The following is an 18,244-nucleotide window of genomic DNA, read 5'->3' as shown; positions in this document are numbered from 1 at the left end:
TTTAATCCCATAGTTTTACTACTTGCTTTTGTATCGCTTTTTGAATAACAGGAAGTTTAATGACTAATCCTGCAGGAAGAAGCTCGTACTCTGCAAGCCCAGGATTAGCTTTTAATACAACTTCAACTGTGCCAGAGCTGAATCCATAGTGTCTCCAACAAATAAAATCCAACATGTCATTTTCTTTAGTCTTGTAGTACATCATTGTCAGTTACAGTAAAGTCAGTAGTGCTATTTCGTGATGATAAATTGCTATCTAGTAATACGTTATCATAACGTTTTAAACTTAAATGAAACTCAATCTTCCTTGGTTCGCCATTTGGAAAAAAGAATTTCTGTGTTTCTTCTATTTTCACAATAACAAAATGGCCTAAAATATTACCTTGGCCATCAATTAGCAAGAAAGGTTTTTCTGAATTTCGCATATTATTTATTTGCTCCAGTCCTCCTGAATAAATTACTCCTGCAAGCTCAATAATATCCTCCCCAGGGCCAATACTTTGAAGCAATGGCTTTTCTCCAATGCGCTCAAGCGCGGGCCAACGATATTCATTTCTACGTGTGAAACCTTGCTCAGTTAATGAAAATCTATATGGACCAAGAGACAGCATAATTCAGTTTACATCGTAAAGTGCACCACTAAATTGCTCTCTAATTCGCTCCATCACTTCATCAGCAATACTGCGTGCATCTTGGCTTGAGTGAATATTAATACTAAGGTGATTATTTTGCGTTCTATTCTCTACAGTTTTACTGTGCGCTGCAATTGGGTGTTTAAGAGAATCTCTTATAACGTTATTTACAGACTTAACTTCTAGTTTAGACTCATTCCTTTTATTCCACAGATTACTGATTGTTCTAAAGGGCTGAGTAATATTATTCCAAAATTTTCCTACCCAATCAGAAAAAGACTTCCATACAATTTTCACTGATTCCCAGATAGTAACAAAAAAGTTCTTTACTGCTTGCCATTTGGTAATTATCAAAGTTGCAGCAACAGCAATACCACCAATAATCAGCCCCATAGGGTTGCTCATCACAGCAATTGTTAATGCTTTAAATCCAGCAATAATTGCTGGAAAAACTGCAGAAAGACCTATTTTTACCAAAGTAATAACAGATCCAAACACTTTCCAAGTAGATAAAAGAGCCAATAAAGAACCTTTTACAAAAGTCCAAGCATAGCCAAGAGATATAGCTGCTATTTTAATGCTAATCAACGCTGTAGTAGTACTCATGATTACTGTAGTCAATACTGGATATTCCTTGGCATAAAGTGCTACTTGTGTAGTTGCTGACCTCAGAAGATTAACAGTAAAATTTAAAGGTGGTAATAATACATAACCAAGATTCATTCCTACTTCTGCTATTGAGTTTTTAAGTAACTGAAGGTTATTTGCTGTAGTATTTGCTCTATTTTCAAACTCTCTTTGCATTGAGCCATGATATTCTTCGTTTATTAATCGCAAAGATTTTCTATATTCATCTAGACTACCAGTAAGTAGCGCTATATCATCCTGATATTCAAGACCAAAGAGGTCAAAGAGAACGCTAGAACGTTCTTGCTTATCTAATTTTGCAACTGTTTCTAAAAACTTAAGTAATGTACCTTGTGCATTCTTACCGATTGCTTTCTCAAACTCCTGAGCATTTATTTTTAGCACTTGAAACGCTTTTTGAAAATTGCCACCTTGTTTACTCGCTGTTTGCAGCTTGCTGAGCATTGCATTAATTGCGGTGCCTGCTTTTTCAGGAGTCTTACCAAGACTAATAAAGCTACTTGCTAAAGCTCCTGCTTCTACTGCAGTTAAGCCAAATTGCCTTGCTGTACCACCGATTCTGTTTAGTGTAGGAATAATGTCTTTAGCTTTTGCTGCAGTGTTATCAGAGATATGATTGATAGCATCGCCAATGTTTGCCATTTCACCAATTTCAATTTGATAAATATTAGAAAGTTTAGCAATAGCGTCTCCTGCCTCTTCTGCTGACATATCAAACGCAGTTGCCATTTTAGCTACAGTGTCTGTAAAAACCGTAAGATCTTTAGCTTCAATACCAAGCTGACCACCACTTGCAGTAATTTGTGCAAGTTCTGCCGCAGATAGCGGAATTGTCCGTGACATTTCCTTTAATGTTTCACCAAGTTTCGTTAAACCATTTACATCTCTATCTTCAAATTTTACAACTTTCTTTATATCAGCCATGGCGCTCTCAAAGCTAATTGCAGCCTTAAGTGGTGCTGCAAGGGTGAGGCCAAGTGCCATGGTATCCATGATTTGAGCTCTAAAATTTGCTCTTTGCGCTAAAACTCCTTTACGTTTTTGCATTACAGAATTTAAAGCTGTATAGTTATTTTTAAGCTTTTGAGTAGAAGAGCCAAGTTTAACTTGATCTCCAATAAGAGATTTTATATCTCTACCACTTTTACTGAACTCTGTGCGTAATAGGTGGAGAGCACTTCTTTTTTGTAAATAAGCTGTTTTAGCTTTCAGTGCTGCAGTTTTAGACCTTGTAAACTCATTTTGCAGGCTCTTACTTGGTCCTTCTGCGTTTTTTATCTGCTGAGCAAGAGATTTTGTTTTTATTTCTAGTTCATTCCAAGAACGCCGAGCAAGCAGAGCATCGTGGCTGAGCTCTTTAAACTTAGACACTGATTTACTTGATGATTCAAGTTGTTTTATCGTACTACCAATACGAGAAAGTTGCTTCGTGCTACCTGCTATCGTACTATTAAAACTGCTTTGCAGTGTTGCTCCAATTACTATAGAAATTGCCTTCATTTGTATAATTTTCCGCTACTTTCAAACCAAGTAATAAATTCTTCAATATCCATATCAAGCCACTGATTGATTCCACCACCAACCATTGAGCTAAGTGATAATATGCTCAGCCTTAAATCTTCTGCTGAGACAAAAAATCTTGTAACGCTGCTTGAATCTTACTGTAATCTGCAAGATCAAGTTCTTCTACTGCTTCTCTTGAAATACTTGCAAGATTTGCAATCAGTGCTACTTCTTTTTCTGCATCATTATTACTCATACGTTCAACAGCTAGGCGATCTCGAACTTTTGGACGGCGTAGAGTTATCTCTGAAACTAAAATTCCATCAATTTTTATTGGTTCAGTTAATTTAATGTTTTGCATTGTTTTACCTCCTCATTTAAATTCCTAGAGCTGTGCGCATAGAAGCCATTTGATCAACACCATCGATCTTGCGAATCATGTTTTCTGCATCAATTTCAATTAATTCTCTGCTATCAATAGTGAGCTTATAATAGTTGGCAGCAACCATACATTTTAGTGTTGCTTTTTCAGCAGGTTTCCAGCTACCAAAATCAAGTTCTTTAAAGAGCCCTCTTAAGTTAACTACTACCGATTCAGCTTCACTATTACTTCCTTGTAATCCTCCACGTAAAGTAAGAGAGACTGCATTATTATTTATCAAGCCGAAAAGCCTAAAGAGCTCAGAGTCATATTCAGCAAAAGTGAGCTCTGCTTCTAATTTCTCCATGCCCATGTCAATGCTGACTGGTATATCCATTCCACCTGCGCGATATTCTTCAGTTTTTATCGCAAGTTTTGGTAGGCTAATTTCATCGATACGACCAGCATAACCTCGACCATCAACGAATACGTTAAAATTCTTTAGGATCTTTGGTAACACCTCTCTTTCTCTCCTTTTTACAATATTACGCCACTCACAAGGTGTGACCTGAAAGTAACCTGTTCAGCTGGATATGGTGGCGTGAACTCAAAATCAAAAAACACTTTTCCACTTGCAATATTTATTGGTGTATTGAGTTCAGGTGTTGCATAACATTTTCCGCTAATAATCGCCCCTTGTGCTTTTAAACTTGCCAGGTAGAAATTCACCCCCTCAATCACATCATCTATATAAGTTTTGGTGATATTGCGATCAACTGCCCATAAATGAGCTCTAAGTAGACTGTCGTTAATTAAGTCTGCAGTTCTTCTCACTGACAGAAAAGCCCATTTTGAATCATCTGAACATGTTCTATTGCCCCAAAGCCTATAGCCATTTTGATGAATTATCGTTGTTACTTCACTTTCATTTAAATGGTTTGCTCTACAATTTGTATTACCGAGCGTAAAATCAATAGGCCTGCTTGTGCCAACAATACCGTTTATCTCTTTATTTGAAGGTGAGTGCCAGAAGCCTTGCTCGCTATCTACTTTCGCTATTAAACCAGCTACAAATGGGCTAGACGGTAAAATTTCTTCTTTTCCTTCAATAAATACCTTAACCCATGGATCAACTACGTAAACTCTTGAGCTGCCTACACTTTTTCTCCCCTTGATTGCTTCTTCATCATTGGTATTTGGTCCATCTGCTACTATTATAGCTCTTAATTTTTCTGCTACAGAAATTAATGCTGCAACTACTGCATCTTCTGGTAGTTGGTGAGTAAACTGAGGTGCAATTAGTATTCTAGGTAGCACATGAACTATACTTTCACTACTAAGAAATGCCTCAATTCCCTGATATTCTCCCGTTTCTTTGTCAACACCGCCAATTATATTCTTCAGCGTCTCTTCTTCTTTTAATTTTGGATCACTTTCTTTAACTCGAATAACTACTACTGTTGCCCCAATTTGGGAAAATATTCCATTTACTGCAGAAGGTAGTGTTCCACTCTTTCCAAGCTTTGCTGCTTCCTTTAAGCTTCCTGAAATTAACACTGGTTTATTTAGCGGAAATTTTTGCTCATCAGCTTCAGGTGCAGTACCAATTACACCTATCACTGATGATTTAGTTGTACGTACTGTCTTTGCTCCTGAGGTTACCTCAATAACATTTACTCCGTGTAAAAATTCTTCAGCCATTTCTTTGTATCTTTTGTTTAAAATCGTTTAGTAAGTTCTCTACACTTTTGGCTTCTGCAATTTTCTTCTTGGCAATGTCTTCCAACTCTTCACATTTAATTATTTCTTTTACTGCTTTTTTTGCTTTTTCTTCAATTATTCTTGCCATTTCAATAACTGTAATACCACGGACTTTTGCTAATGGCTCTATAATTTCCGCATCCTTTTCATTCATAGATTCTGGTGCTGCTAAAATGTTCTCTGCGGCTTTCGCTTGAATCTCATAAGATTTAGCTTTTTGGTGAGAATGACCTGCGTATTGGTGAGTATAGTTATCATAATAAGCACGAAGATTAGAAAGTGCAGAAAACTTCGCATTTTGCAGTAACTCCAATTCAATGTCTTCTTGATTTCGCTGAGCAATTTTGCCTCCTTCTGTTAAACAATAGCTTTTTTGCCAATCAAAATCTTCTGGTGCTTCATACCAATCATTTCCAGTTGGCTTGTTTTCAAGTGTTGTTGTTTCAATCTGCTTGTGGTTTTCAAAACGTATATAAATAGTCACAAATTCCTCCTCATTGCCATATTTGATCAGTTCGTTCTAATCCTGGACATTGCCAAGCTTTTAGCGTTCTCTCTACGTCCACCTCAAGCCCTGTAGTTAGAACATTGCTACGTATGTTATAAATCCCCCACTGAATAAATTGACCATAGTTGTGTACATAATTTGATGCAAGCATACCTTGACTAACTTGTGTTCTGGAATACAGATAAGATGATGTGTAAAGTAATATTGCAACTGTTTTTCCTGCTGGAATCTTCACATTACCAGATCCGGCTAACTTGCTATCAGAACTTGTGTATTGGTAAACATTTTTCCATACTATTTTTGAAATACTTGATTTATTAGAATTAGTGTTATCAGGAGTTCCCACAAATAATCCTGCTCCCCCATACTCCGTACTCGAATACGATGATCCAACAAATTCTATTGTTTTATTTATGTTCACATTGGTTGTATTTTTTACAAATACTACTCCAAGTGCAGCATACGGGTAATAGTATATCTCATCATAACTACCAGAAAAACTTTTTGTGCATAACTCTCCGTAAATAAATGTTCCTTTACTTCCCTCTATAAAACTTAGTTGTCTTGGCCGATAAAAACTAACGTAATCTGTATTGTACGTATGGCTACCTGCTAGTAGTTGTAACATATAGTCAGTTTTTGTTATATCACTACTCCACTTTCCAAGCTCTGTCGTAAAAGTTCCGTGGCCAAAATAATTATTTTTTCTGCCAAGTACACCAAATAAGAAAGGTAATGACCCTGGTTCAACCATGTTGCGCTTTCTTATTTCATTTATGAGAGACACTTTTAACTGTTCATCCCGAGTTTTTACCTCATTAGAGATGTTTTCAATTCGAGTTTCTATTTCTCCTATAATTGATGAGCCAGATGGTACATTATTAACAGCACGAAAATCTTCTACTAAACCTTTAAGACCATCTTTATGACTATTACTAATGCTATTTATTGCTGCAATATTGGCATTCTTTCTCGTATCAAGTAGTGATAAATTTGTTGTTCCTTTTTCATCAATTCTCTTTAATAACTGCTTCTCTGATTCAGAGATCACTGCTAAAGAACTAGCTTTTTTATTATCCAGATCAGTTAAGTGTTTTTTTGCACTATCAAGAAGTTCTTTTAGCTTACCATCTGTCATCTGCACAATTTCAGAAACCGCACTTTTGTCGATTATTGATTCCAGTGCTTTAGCAAGATATGCTAATTGATCTGGTGTACTATTTGCTGCTAAATCCTTAAGCCTTTCTTGTAGTGCATCAATTATTTCTTTTACTTTAGTCATTTGCGCAATATCAGAAATAGCTTTTTTACCTATCATCGATTCCAATGATTTAGCAAGGTACGCTAATTGATCAGGTGTGCTATTTGCTGCTAAATCTTTAATTCTTTGATGCAATGCATCTATGGCTTCGTTAGCAATGGTCATTCCAAAAATTCAAAAAAGTCTCAAAATTCAGTCGTTCAAATGCTTTTTTAAGCTGATTGTGCTCATTTTCTCTTTTAGCGATATCTTCATCTATTTTCTTAATTGTGGTACGGATACGAACAACATCTTCTACTGCAATATTTTCTGGATGTGGCAATGGATATCCTCGTTTGGTTTGATCAAAAGTCATTTAAATTTTATGTTACTATTACTCTGAGATTTTTGACTTTAGGACGATAAACAACCGTTCCACTTAAAACTAATTTTACTCTAGTCTCATTAGCATTAAAATTTGATAGCACATGAGTTCTCTCCACCCAATTTTCCCCTATTGGTTTTCCTGATGTTAAATTGACTAATTGCCATTCTCCCATGTTTTTCTCTACATAAGTTTTAATGTCTGCAGTGCCAGGTATCAGCGCATCATAGGTAATTGTTATCTTAGTGTTAGAACCTGCTGTAATACTTCTTGTAACATAATCTCCGAACTCTGAAAGATTACCCATAACTAGCTGTAACCCAGGATAGAGAACAGGACTTTTTTCTCGCCCTCCTTTTAGGCTTGCTTTTACCGTTAGCTCTCCAGATAATCTTTCACGCAATGCAAGTGGCAAATTATCAGACAAAAAGTTTTCTCTTCCCTCTTCATCTGTTAAGATAAATTCTACATTAGTATCAAATGCTACTTTTTCGACGTTCGTCAAAACAATTAAATCTGAAGTATTGGTTGCTGTAACTTTGCCAAGATCAATAACATGAGAATTTTCGCTAAATTTTGCAGCTAGTAGTCGAAACGTTAAATCTAAATTTTGATGTGGAGTCCACGTACTTGCATTGCTTGATGACAGTAATACTCCTACTTGATATGGCTGGCTTGTTACCCAACGGCTATTTACCGCATCATATTTGCCAAGTTCTGCTATTTTTACTGCAGTACCAGGATCATCAGTAAGTAGCACTATTGCATACTCTTGTTCTGCATGGCAAAACACTGGTGACCACTCTATACGTGTTGCTGTGCCATCTACTTTTATATCTTTCGGCTCAATATAGCTTTCAGCAATAACAGTCTGCGATGGCATTCCCACTGCTGTTTCTCTAATCTGCACAACAACACGTTTTTTGCCTTTATTTATGAACCATAGCTCTACACCTCCTATGTGTCTGCTTTCATTTAGAGTAAATGTTTGGGCTAAAGGGTCAACTCGTCTTGCTGCGATAACTCTTCTTCTTTCTTCTATGGTAATTGTTTTTTTACCAGTATAAGTTGCTTCTCCATAGCTTCCTTTATTCCCATAAAATTGCACTAATTTAGTACCGGCTGGAATGTTTGCTGGTACTTTCACCTTTCCCTTTAATTTTCCCTGGTTGTTAGCTCTTTTTTCCACTTGCCTTCTATGCTATTGGTTGAATACTTAGGCCATCAAATTTTACTTCCTTAAGCTTTTCATCTGGTTCAAAACCTTCGATCTCAAAATTCTGTATTGCTTCTCTCATAAATTCAGTTTCGTATGAAGTACTTGACAGCAGCTCTGTCGTTTCTTTAACATTAAATACTCTTGTTACTGGACTTTTCCAATTCGTGGTAACCTCTGTCCAGTGGTCAATGTTTTTATTTAGAGTAATTTGTGCCGGTACTGGATCAAAAGCTTGGTATGGATTGATCTTTTCTCCTTTAGTCTGTAAAAGCTGCTCCAGTACCGGTTCAAGTTCATACGGCAAAAGATATCTTTCCCCACCTTTTTCAATATCTGCAACTTCTACATCTATTGGCAGAACTAGCTCTCTATTTACTATTGCTGCAGACTGCGAAATTCCTTGATCACGCATATCATCATCAAAGAATGGGTCAACAAATACTCCTTTTTTGGTAGTAGGTTCTCTTGAATTTGCATCACTGCGTAGACGTTCCTCTGCAATAAGTAGCATAAGATCATTTATTCCCCTTTTCATTGCTTCAAGCTCATTCATTGGTACAGCATGAATAGCATTATTCACTATTTTCACCCCTTCTCCGTTTTTCCATGTTTGGTGAATGTAGCAGAGCAAAAGTTGTCCAGAGGGTGCTTTAGGCATTGACGGTCTCCAGGGATGGGCAATTCCCTTGATTCTTCTCACCACTCCTTTTGCATCTATAGTGATTAAATCATAGCGGGGCATTTTCCAGGTGTAATCAACCAGAACCAAGCTATTATCAACTGCTCCTTTTACTTTGCATCCCTCTTCACTTATATCTTCAGGGCTTACGTGGGTACGGCAACGATAGGTTATTTGATAACTACTTCCAGGAGCTGGCTCTTTACCTGGTAACGACCAATCAACATTTCCTGCGTTTAGTTTGTAATCTGTACTATTTTCATAGATAACATTACCTTGTTTAACTTGAATAATCTCAAGTACCGCAGAGTCAGGTATTGGATCAACAGCTCCTGAATATGAACCATGAGTAATGGTAACGGTTTTTTGAACAGTTATATCTACTTTTTTGATTTCACTTATTGGAAAATCATTAACCTTCAGTTCCATTACCCTTTGGCTATTTGGCTGAAAAGTATGTGGTTCTGATTCAACTGATTTTATATCCGGATCTTCATCAAAAGAAACACGAATACTGTGAGGAAGTTCAATCTCATAGCCATCAACATGAGCTTTGCCCTCATTAATCACAAATATTTTTTTTCCTCTTTCTCCCTCTTCCTTTTGCAGGAACATTACTTCAAGACCATTTACGACGTAGGAACCATTTGCTTCTTTGTCATAACGAGCAAGAGCAGTAGTTACTATATTTGCTTGTGGTGGCGGTGAATGTTCTATCAATACTCCATTTTCAATATGGTAAATTGGGTAAAATTCGCCATTTGTAGAGTTAACAGTAACACTTTCTATTTGGTATCCCCAAATGGTGGAAACTTTAAGCCTTGCAGCCCCTACTTCTTGATAATTTCTTGTACCAACAGCAGGATCACGAAGATCCTCATCCTCAAGTTCTGTAATAGTAGATAGGGTGAAAAAAACACCTATACGAACTGTGGTACTCAGTGGAATAATAAATTCTTCTTTTTCGACTTTTCTAACTGCTCCACGAAGATAGATTTTTCCTGATTCAAGCGTAACTTTACCAGTTTCTCTATCTATAATACAATTGCTTCCTGTTATAACATCACCATCACGAAATATTGCATCACCTATGTCTTTAAGCTTAGAAAGAGCATACTCCTGAGTCTCGTTTAATTCTGCAGATTGCAAACCTCTTCCTGCAAGAAATAAGCTTTTCTCATATTCTTTGTCAGGATTAAAGCGGTTATAATAACTATTTAAGGTCATTTTGTTTCAAAAAGTTACAACAAATGAAAAAGTTTCCCGAGTTGCAGATGTTCTGATAAGTGGCACGGTGTGTTCTAAAACTAACAAAATTCCAGGATTTTCCACGTCTTTTGGCTCAAAATATCTCTGCCCAGATGACACTTTTTCCTTTACCTTTGTACCAACCATAACCCCGAGCTCCCTTATTACTTGATTTGCTGCGTCCGTGAAATCGAAAGTAAATTTAAGATAGAGATTATTAGTTGGTACATTAGAGGGTTTAAACCTACCTGTGGGAGTTAGAAGCTCTCCATCATCATCACCAGTACAAAAGAGTATCTCATCAACAACACGACGTCCAACTTCCTTAATTAATGTTGCAGAAGTAATTAGTTCCGGTGGTGTGTCTTGAGTGTACTCTATAGTGATTACGCTATCTGCTATAATTGCACCATTTTCTACACGCTCAATAGTGCCTGAGCTACTATCAACTATATAATCTATGCTTGACTGATAAATTGTTTGCCCTGTATAAACTTTTACATCTTTAATAGTGTGGTGATCTAAACTTATCTTGCCGCCTGCTGCAAAAGTTTTTTCAACTTTGTAGCTGCTTTCCCAGGTAGAATCTCCAGATCCCCAAGCAAGATGTATCGGTTGCTCTTTTATGCTCGCAGCAATAGCTGCTCTGCCTGATTGTGTGAGTACTGACATAGTTGATTGTGCAGTTGATATTATGTATATACAAGATCCGTAGAAAAAACGTCCAATTTTTTTGCAATAATAGGATCAAAATCTTTCCAAGGGCGATTTAAGTGGCGATGTTCATGCCAAGTAACCATACCTAGATAGAATGCTGCTACGTAATTTTCTAGCTCATGAATGGGATCTTTCTGTTTTGAATCTGAATCATTTTTACAATCAACGTGATATTCCACTAAATTAGACTCTATTATTTTTTGATCAGTAAAATTCTTCGCTTCATAGTAATAAGTTATACTAAATCGCTCTAAAATTGGTGTACGTTGAAAATTCCAAATCTGCTCAGAAAGTTTATCTTCACTTAAGTGAAGTGTATGCTCTATTTCTTCATAAGTAGTTGATGCAAAACAAGCATTTATATCCCCTAAGTTCCAACTATTGTAAGTTAAAAATATGATATAAAGGAGATAAGAGGGAGATAACCCTACTCACTATAGGAATAGAGTTATCACGGGCGTGTGCGACCGACCAACTGTTGGTATTATAACCGTTCGGATCAAGGTACACTAGCCCATCTCTCGATACGTTTGAATAGTTGCATGGGACATATGTATGCACCCGTTTACAATCTTAAATTAATTAAAACTAATCGAGGTTATTATGATTACATCTTATCAAAATTTTATTGGCATTGATATTGGAAAATTTAAAAATGTTGTTGCAGTTCACAAACAGAAGAACGCTGTCGAATTCGACAATGATACTGCTGGCTGGCAACAATTGTTTCAAGATTTTTCAAATATCTTACCTAATTCTTTAGTAACTCTGGAAAACACTGGAAAATATGAGCTTGGCTTAGCACATTTTCTTGTTGATAAAGATATTGCTGTACATCGAGCTAATACTCGCAAAGTAAAAAGCTTTGTTCTATCTCATGGAACTTTAGCAAAGTCTGATCAATCAGATGCAAGAGCCCTTGCTCAGTAAGGGTTTGAACGCTATAGTACTCTATCTCTATTTGCACCTATGTCAAAAGAACAAACAACCTTAGTTGCACTTTGTCAACGTCGTGATGACATTACAAAAATGAGAGCTCAAGAGAAATCTAGGCTTGCAGCACCTGAAAACGACCATATAAAAGAAAGCTGTCAGAAAACTATTGAATTCTTTAATAGCCAGATAGATGAGCTCAACAATACCATACAAAAAATTATTGATGAGAATCCAGAGTTACAAAAGCGCCAAAAAATCCTTAAAACAGTTCCAGGAATAGGTGCAAAATTATCTCAAGATTTTCTGTGTCTAATGCCAGAACTTGGTTATGTAAGTAGGGGAGAAATTGCAAGTCTTGCTGGAGTTGCACCTCATCCGAAAGAAAGTGGTAAAACTATTGGTTATCGCAGAATAAGTGGTGGCAGAAGCAACGTTCGTGAAAAGCTTTTTACAGCTGCGATGTCTGCTTCAAGGTCTAAGTCTGCGCTTGGTGCCTTCTATTCAAGGCTTGTTGGTAAAGGTAAAAAGAAGATGGTGGCTATGACAGCTCTAATGCGTAAAATCATAGTAATTTCCAATGCGAGGCTTAAAGAAGCAGTCAATGTGAATTAAAAAAATCTGCATAGAAAATAGGTTAACGAATATGTGGATAAATACGTCTACACACATTTAAAGTATTTATACACATATTCGTTAACCATAAGATCTAAGCAGTAACTGTTGTTTGATACAAAATTTTTCTATGATTAAGTTAGGGTTTTTATTGTCAAAAATGCACTTTTTACTCGAATAAAAAACAAAATTACAAACAAAAGTTGTAATGAAACTAAATTCAAAAAATTTTAAAAAACATAGTTGATCTGACGGTTCTGAAAATTTTATGTCTTCTCCTGGGTCTAAAAGCTGCATTGTTCCTGGCTCTAAACCTGATAGTGCCACTCCTTGCTCATTACTTTCACTTTCTCCCATGATATTTGCTTCTGGATCGAGTCTCGTAATAAATCCAGCAAACATTGCTGCAGTTTTCTTTCTCACCAGCTCTGCATCATCATATTGATCAAGTTCGTAGAGCTTTAGCAGTATATTAGAAAGCCAAGGCTCCCCTCTGATTTGCCCAGGTCTTAATGGTCTATAAATATGTAAAACATCATTTGCTGGCACTCTCACTGATTCTCCAAACATACTTTCACCAGGGTGTTCTTTAAATAGGTAGTATGCTTCTCTTTGCCCAAGCCTGTTAAACTCAATCCCGTTTCTTATTACATTACCATTTCCTAAAGTTTGATTTGTTTTATTATCTAAATGTTCAGACTCAAGTACTTGTAGTTGTAATGGTACAGAAAATCTATCTTCCAGCTTTCTCGTTCTTAAACGTACAAAACATTCTCCTCCCTCTATCATACTTCTGCACACTAGAGCTTGTAATCCATAAAAATCACTTACTCCGTTACTGTCTGCTTCATCTGTCCATTTTAGCCATAATTCTTGCACCTTCTTTCGAAATTCTCCATCTCTTGCTTTTGATTGTGGTTTTATTCCTGTTCCAATAGAGTTACTTACTATCGTATCAATTATATTTGCAGCGTAAGGATTTTTTCTCACCATATCACGTGATCTACTACGTAAAGTTTCAAGGCTTTGAGACAGCAAATTGTTTATACTTCCTAACTCTGGTTGAAAGTGAAAAAATCTTCTTCCTGATCCTGCTGCATCCCAGGCTGAGCTTTTGATTTTTGGCTTACTAAATAGTTGTTTGAATGATTTGAGTAGCATTACTTCTCTTTATCTGAAACTTTAGATAACTCAGCTTCTAATTCCTCTATCGTTGGTAAAGCTGTCTTTATATTCTCTGGTAGACTTTCAGTTATTCGATATTCTGCTAGTCCTATTGGTTTTGTCATATCTTTTAGAGTGTATTTTGCTAGTACATCATTTTTAGATTTACATAAAATCAACCCTACAGATGGTTGATCTGTCTCGTGTTTTAGCAAGTCATCTACTGCTGAAAGGTAGAAATTCATTTTACCGGCGTATTCTGGTTTAAACTTATTATCTTTCAATTCAATTACTATAAAACAACGTAATTTTAGATGGTAGAATAATAGATCGACAAAGAAGTCTTCATCACCAACATCTAAATGAAATTGTCTACCTACAAATGCAAAGCCTTCACCAAGTTCTAACAAAAACTTCTCCATATGTCCTACAAGACCTTTTTCTACTTCTCTTTCATGAGCATCCTTTCCTATACTTAAAAAATCAAAAATATATGGATCTTTTAACGTGTAATGCGCTAGATCTGATTGAGGTGAAGGTAACTTCTCTTTAAAATTAGTGATAGCCTTTCCTTGACGTTTATGTAACCCAAGTTCAATCTGCATTACCATGATGTTTCTTGACCAGCCATGTTCTATAGCTTCTTTTATGTAGAATAGCCTCGCTTCTTTGTCCCGAACTAAGTCCATCAGAAATACATTATGTCCCCATGGCAATTGGGCAACAAGTTGTTGCACAAATTCAATATCTTGATATTCCCCTGCAAACTGCCTCATATATTTTAGATTTCTTGTGCTAAAACCTTTCATTTCTGGAAACTCAGCCTTTAAGTCTCTACTTAACTGCTCAATTACTTTGGATCCCCAACCTTGGCTCTTTTGTTTTTCTAGAATCTGTGTTCCAATATAATGATAAAGTAGTAGTAGCTCTTTATTTACTGTTCTTGCTGCTTTATAACGACTAATAGCAATCTGTTCTTTCAGCTGCTCTAAAAATTCTGTATATTCTTTTGCTATAATTTTTGTCATACGGTTCCTTTCAACGATTTTCATCATTATATGATCCCCTTACTCGTTGAAAAAACAATTTTCCTCTTTGGCTTCATGCCCGCAACTTTTAACCCCGCTTTTATTCGTTGCCTGAGCTCCAATAAATCCTTTATTTGAACTTCCCCGTACCGTACAATATGGTCACCATATGCAATTGATACTACTCTCTCTCCATTTTGTAGTTTCTTTATCGCTTCTTCGACTTGAATTAAATATTCTTCGTTATACATTTCACTTCTCATTCAACCATTGGCTTTGCCTTACTTTTTTAGGCTTTTTGCTTTCCATTTTTCCACTCAAACTATTCCATTTACTCTCTGGCCAACGATCGATTCCAAGCGCAATAGATGCTGCTCTCGCATAAATTCGGCAATCTAGTACTTCATTTCTTTCTCTTACCTTTTGCCACTCTTGTTTGGTGTATCCTTTTACTACTTTGCTGACTAATTGCTCTGCTGTTAGCTGCTTAAAATACTCAGGTGCATACTCGGGAAAATGACAATACCCTGCTGGCACTTCTTCTTTTTCCCCGTTTTTTAAAACATTAAGTAGCTGAAAAAGCTCTGATTTTAATATCGATACTCCCACTGGCCAGAGCTTTATTCCTCTTTTCAGCTTTTGACCACCAACTGTTATATCTACTCTGCTTGGACTGCTAAGTGGTACTAGAGCTTTATTTACACCTTTGACTGCCATTACTCTTCCACAGCCTTGATGACCTCTTATCCAATTGTATACTTCTTGCGTTGCATATCCAGCATCTACTGCCATCATACTTATCATATATTCAAGCCCATTTTCACCGATAAAATGATGATTTAACAGCTCTGAAAGCTTTTTCCATACTTCTCCACTTCCTGTATCTCCTTCAAATACTCGGTAGTCTATTGACCAATTTTCTCTGCCTTTTCCCCAGGCTACAACTTCTACTTCCAAGCGATCTTTTTGAACATCTACTCCTGCTGTGAGAACTACTTCGCCTTTTGGTACTGTGCCAATCTGAAAAAATTCTCTCCTGTTAAATAATTGCTTCCAGTCCGGTACTTCTCCTTTATCTACCCAGGTTTCTCCAAGCGTGGTATTTATCCAAACTTTCAGTAATTGTTCACTTTCCTTTGCATGGAGAAAGTCCTCTACTGCTTGTTGCCAACTATACCAGCCAACTGGACTATAAAGACTTGAAAGATGAAATCCTTTTTTCTCACCTTCTTTTGCCTCTGTAGCTCTCCATTCTCCACGTTCTAGCATCTCTGTCTTTTGATGATTTTCTATTTTGCCGCTACATTCAGTGCAGACATAATGTGCTGTTCTTGAGTCGTTATTTTCCCATTTTATTTGTGACCATTTTAGAACTTGATAGTAATTACAATGCGGACATGGTACAAAAAAATATCTCTTATCTGTTGCTTCAAACTCCTTCTCAATTCTGCTTATTCCATGAATCGTTGGTGTTGATACTAAAAAAATCTTTCGACGTGCAAATGTATTAGTTCGAGCAATACTGAGCAGTACTGGATCACCTTCTCCTCCTGAATCTCCTGGATAGGCATCTATTTCATCAAGAAAGAGATATTTTACTGGCATGGATCTAAGTCCTACACTGCTGTTTGCTCCGGTTATTACTACTATTCCACCTGGAAATTCCTTACTTTGTACAGTATTGCCTGAATCTCTTGATCTTGGGTCTTTTACTTTACTTTTTAAACATGGTGTACTTTCAATCAGTGGCGCAAATCTTCCTTTTGACCAACGCTTTCCCATTTCAACTGTTGGCTGTACTACTAGCATTGGTCCTGGTGTTTGATCGATGATATAGCCAATCCAATTGTTGCCAGCTTCTGTTCCTCCAATCTGCGCTCCCTTCATAAATACTACTTTTTCTGCTGGTGAGGACGGAGAAAGTGAATCCATGATTTCTTTTAAATAAGGAGTTCTTTCCGTTCTCCACTTTCCTGGCTCTGATGCTGCAGTTGGTGCTAGAACTCGATACTCATTCGCCCACTCTGATACTTTAAGCTGGGGATCTGGCTTTAATCCTGAACAAAAACTGGCACTGTAGATCATTATGCTCCACTCAAACAACTGTTGTGTAAACTTTCTACTTCAACACTATCAATTTCTGATCTGACACTTTCTGTGCCTCTTTGCCCTTCTAATTCCATAAACATCTTTTTCTGAAATTCCTTTTCTATATATCTTTTGCTCATCTCACTTATAATTATTGCTACAACAAGCGCAAATATCCCTGTTATTGTTGCAAAAATGATCGCACTGCTTATTGTTGTTGTTATCAACCCTATATATACTGCTACTGCTATTGCGCTGACTGTAGTATAGATGCAGATAATATTATTATGTTTTTTCGTCCTTTTGTCTGCTATTTCTCTTTGTGCTATATATTTATTATGAAGGATTGGAAAATTAACAACGGTATCTCTGCAGAGCAATGCCCCATTTTTTTCAGTAAATAAAACTTTAAGTAACTCCAAATTATTTGATTTGATTGCTAAGTGCAAAACAGGTGTATAATTTGCTCCTTTTTTCAGCAATAACTTTACTACATGTAAATGCCCTTTTTCCGCAGCAAGGTAAATCGGTGATAAACCTTTATTATTTACAATATCAATATCGATTTCTTCCTTTAAAATTGCATCTACAAGCTCAATTTCTCCCGTTTGTGCAGCTAAATGGAGTAGACTATTCTTTTCAGAACCGTATTTATTACTCATCAAAGCCTTCTTTATCTCAGGTTTAGCGTAATCAAATGGTGTCTTGCCGCTATCGTCTCTTACCAGAGGGTCTATATCTTCTCGCGTTAGTAAAACTTCTATTGTTTTCAGTCTTTCAGCATAATGTAGTGGTGTTTTATTTTCATAGTCTTGCAAATTGACTTGAGCATTAGGCTCCTTTATTAAGGATTTGAGGATATCAAGACATAAGTCTCTTTCATCGTAATTAGTATTACTTACAGCTATATGCACAGGTGACAATTTCATTGAGTTTTGTCCCATGCGTGCACTATTCACATCTGCTCCAAGCTTCAGCAGTAACTTTACTATCTCCAACTTTTTATTATTAACTGCATAGTGCATTGGTGTCTGATTTCGTGCATCAAAGACATCTATTTCAGCTTTTCCTTCTCTTATCAAAATCTTTACAACTTCTGCATGTCCTATCCCTGCCGCTAGATGTAATGGAGTATGATGCAAAGCATTTCGTACATTAACGTCAATACCTTTTCTGATCAAATATCTCACTGCATTAATTTCACCTATCATTGCAGCTAAATGAAGTAAACTATCTTGTTCTGACCCGTATTTGTTATTAATTAGCGCTTGTAATATCTCTGCTTTTTTCCCTTCTTTGGCGTAATCAAGAGATGTTTTACCATCATTATCTTCTACAAAAGGATTGATATTCTTTTTTGTGAGTAGCAGATCTACCATGCTTAATTCGTCAAACTCTATAGCGCAATGTAGTGGTGTCTTTCCATTTAATCCTCTAACATTAACATCTAATCCAGGTTGATTGATGAGACACTTTATTAACTCTAAACTTAAGTTATCAGTCATTTTATATTCA

At 36.5% G+C, this 18,244-nt stretch carries 17 protein-coding genes and 2 pseudogenes; 1 reads left to right on the top strand and 18 read right to left on the bottom strand.

Annotation, left to right across the window (positions count from 1 at the left end):
- Position 1: 1 nt before the first annotated feature.
- From AAGE00_RS01325 to AAGE00_RS01265, 13 genes are all read right to left on the bottom strand, one after another.
- Positions 2-205 (bottom strand): tail protein X, encoded by a 204-nt coding sequence (locus tag AAGE00_RS01325; protein ID WP_341815294.1) that lies wholly within the window; start codon positions 203-205, stop codon positions 2-4.
- On the bottom strand, positions 186-611 hold the full coding sequence (locus tag AAGE00_RS01320; RefSeq protein WP_265034248.1) for a phage tail protein: 426 nt from the start codon (positions 609-611) through the stop codon (positions 186-188). Before AAGE00_RS01320 ends, AAGE00_RS01325 begins: the two co-directional genes overlap by 20 nt.
- 3 nt (positions 612-614) lie before the next feature.
- Positions 615-2,780: a phage tail tape measure protein gene (locus tag AAGE00_RS01315; protein WP_265034249.1), complete on the bottom strand. Its 2,166-nt coding sequence runs from the start codon at positions 2,778-2,780 to the stop codon at positions 615-617.
- Positions 2,781-2,892: 112 nt separating this feature from the next.
- On the bottom strand, positions 2,893-3,144 hold the full coding sequence (locus tag AAGE00_RS01310) for a phage tail assembly protein (protein WP_265034250.1): 252 nt from the start codon (positions 3,142-3,144) through the stop codon (positions 2,893-2,895).
- Positions 3,145-3,160: 16 nt separating this feature from the next.
- On the bottom strand, positions 3,161-3,664 hold the full coding sequence (locus tag AAGE00_RS01305; RefSeq protein WP_265034251.1) for a phage major tail tube protein: 504 nt from the start codon (positions 3,662-3,664) through the stop codon (positions 3,161-3,163).
- A 17-nt stretch (positions 3,665-3,681) separates the two neighbouring features.
- On the bottom strand, positions 3,682-4,845 hold the full coding sequence (locus AAGE00_RS01300) for a phage tail sheath subtilisin-like domain-containing protein (protein WP_341815293.1): 1,164 nt from the start codon (positions 4,843-4,845) through the stop codon (positions 3,682-3,684).
- Complete coding sequence (locus AAGE00_RS01295; protein ID WP_265034252.1) at positions 4,838-5,389, bottom strand: hypothetical protein; 552 nt, start codon at positions 5,387-5,389, stop codon at positions 4,838-4,840. The genes AAGE00_RS01300 and AAGE00_RS01295 overlap by 8 nt, the downstream gene beginning before the upstream one ends.
- 10 nt (positions 5,390-5,399) lie before the next feature.
- Positions 5,400-6,839 (bottom strand): hypothetical protein, encoded by a 1,440-nt coding sequence (locus tag AAGE00_RS01290; protein ID WP_265034253.1) that lies wholly within the window; start codon positions 6,837-6,839, stop codon positions 5,400-5,402.
- Positions 6,826-7,029: a hypothetical protein gene (locus tag AAGE00_RS01285; protein ID WP_264687101.1), complete on the bottom strand. Its 204-nt coding sequence runs from the start codon at positions 7,027-7,029 to the stop codon at positions 6,826-6,828. Before AAGE00_RS01285 ends, AAGE00_RS01290 begins: the two co-directional genes overlap by 14 nt.
- Positions 7,030-7,036: 7 nt before the next feature.
- Positions 7,037-8,227 (bottom strand): hypothetical protein, encoded by a 1,191-nt coding sequence (locus AAGE00_RS01280; RefSeq protein WP_265034254.1) that lies wholly within the window; start codon positions 8,225-8,227, stop codon positions 7,037-7,039.
- Between the two features lie 7 nt (positions 8,228-8,234).
- On the bottom strand, positions 8,235-10,163 hold the full coding sequence (locus tag AAGE00_RS01275) for a DUF4815 domain-containing protein (protein ID WP_265034255.1): 1,929 nt from the start codon (positions 10,161-10,163) through the stop codon (positions 8,235-8,237).
- Positions 10,164-10,169: 6 nt separating this feature from the next.
- Positions 10,170-10,856: a hypothetical protein gene (locus AAGE00_RS01270; protein WP_264378050.1), complete on the bottom strand. Its 687-nt coding sequence runs from the start codon at positions 10,854-10,856 to the stop codon at positions 10,170-10,172.
- A 20-nt stretch (positions 10,857-10,876) separates the two neighbouring features.
- Positions 10,877-11,080 (bottom strand): hypothetical protein, encoded by a 204-nt coding sequence (locus AAGE00_RS01265; protein ID WP_341815292.1) that lies wholly within the window; start codon positions 11,078-11,080, stop codon positions 10,877-10,879.
- A 424-nt stretch (positions 11,081-11,504) separates the two neighbouring features.
- Between AAGE00_RS01265 and AAGE00_RS01260 the strand changes: the two are divergent.
- Positions 11,505-12,449, top strand: a pseudogene (locus tag AAGE00_RS01260) (IS110 family transposase).
- A gap of 246 nt (positions 12,450-12,695) precedes the next feature.
- Here the strand turns inward: AAGE00_RS01260 and AAGE00_RS01255 are convergent.
- The 5 genes and pseudogenes from AAGE00_RS01255 to AAGE00_RS01235 form a co-directional block, all read right to left on the bottom strand.
- A pseudogene (locus AAGE00_RS01255) lies at positions 12,696-13,610 on the bottom strand (phage portal protein); the annotation flags it as partial.
- A complete protein-coding gene (locus AAGE00_RS01250) occupies positions 13,610-14,641 on the bottom strand; it encodes a YhcG family protein (protein ID WP_012482036.1) in 1,032 nt (343 codons plus the stop codon). The pseudogene AAGE00_RS01255 and the gene AAGE00_RS01250, both read right to left, overlap by 1 nt.
- A gap of 26 nt (positions 14,642-14,667) precedes the next feature.
- Positions 14,668-14,892, bottom strand: coding sequence for a hypothetical protein (locus tag AAGE00_RS01245; protein ID WP_211908700.1), 225 nt, complete (start codon positions 14,890-14,892; stop codon positions 14,668-14,670).
- Position 14,893: 1 nt separating this feature from the next.
- On the bottom strand, positions 14,894-16,726 hold the full coding sequence (locus AAGE00_RS01240) for a phage terminase large subunit family protein (RefSeq protein ID WP_264376791.1): 1,833 nt from the start codon (positions 16,724-16,726) through the stop codon (positions 14,894-14,896).
- On the bottom strand, positions 16,726-18,234 hold the full coding sequence (locus AAGE00_RS01235; RefSeq protein ID WP_341815291.1) for an ankyrin repeat domain-containing protein: 1,509 nt from the start codon (positions 18,232-18,234) through the stop codon (positions 16,726-16,728). The genes AAGE00_RS01240 and AAGE00_RS01235 overlap by 1 nt, the downstream gene beginning before the upstream one ends.
- Between the last annotated feature and the right edge of the window lie 10 nt (positions 18,235-18,244).

Origin of the sequence: Wolbachia endosymbiont (group B) of Aricia artaxerxes (assembly GCF_964026975.1) — a bacterium.
Lineage (GTDB): Bacteria > Pseudomonadota > Alphaproteobacteria > Rickettsiales > Anaplasmataceae > Wolbachia.
Note: the sequence above shows the minus strand (reverse complement) of the source record. Positions and strands in the feature narration are given on the sequence as shown.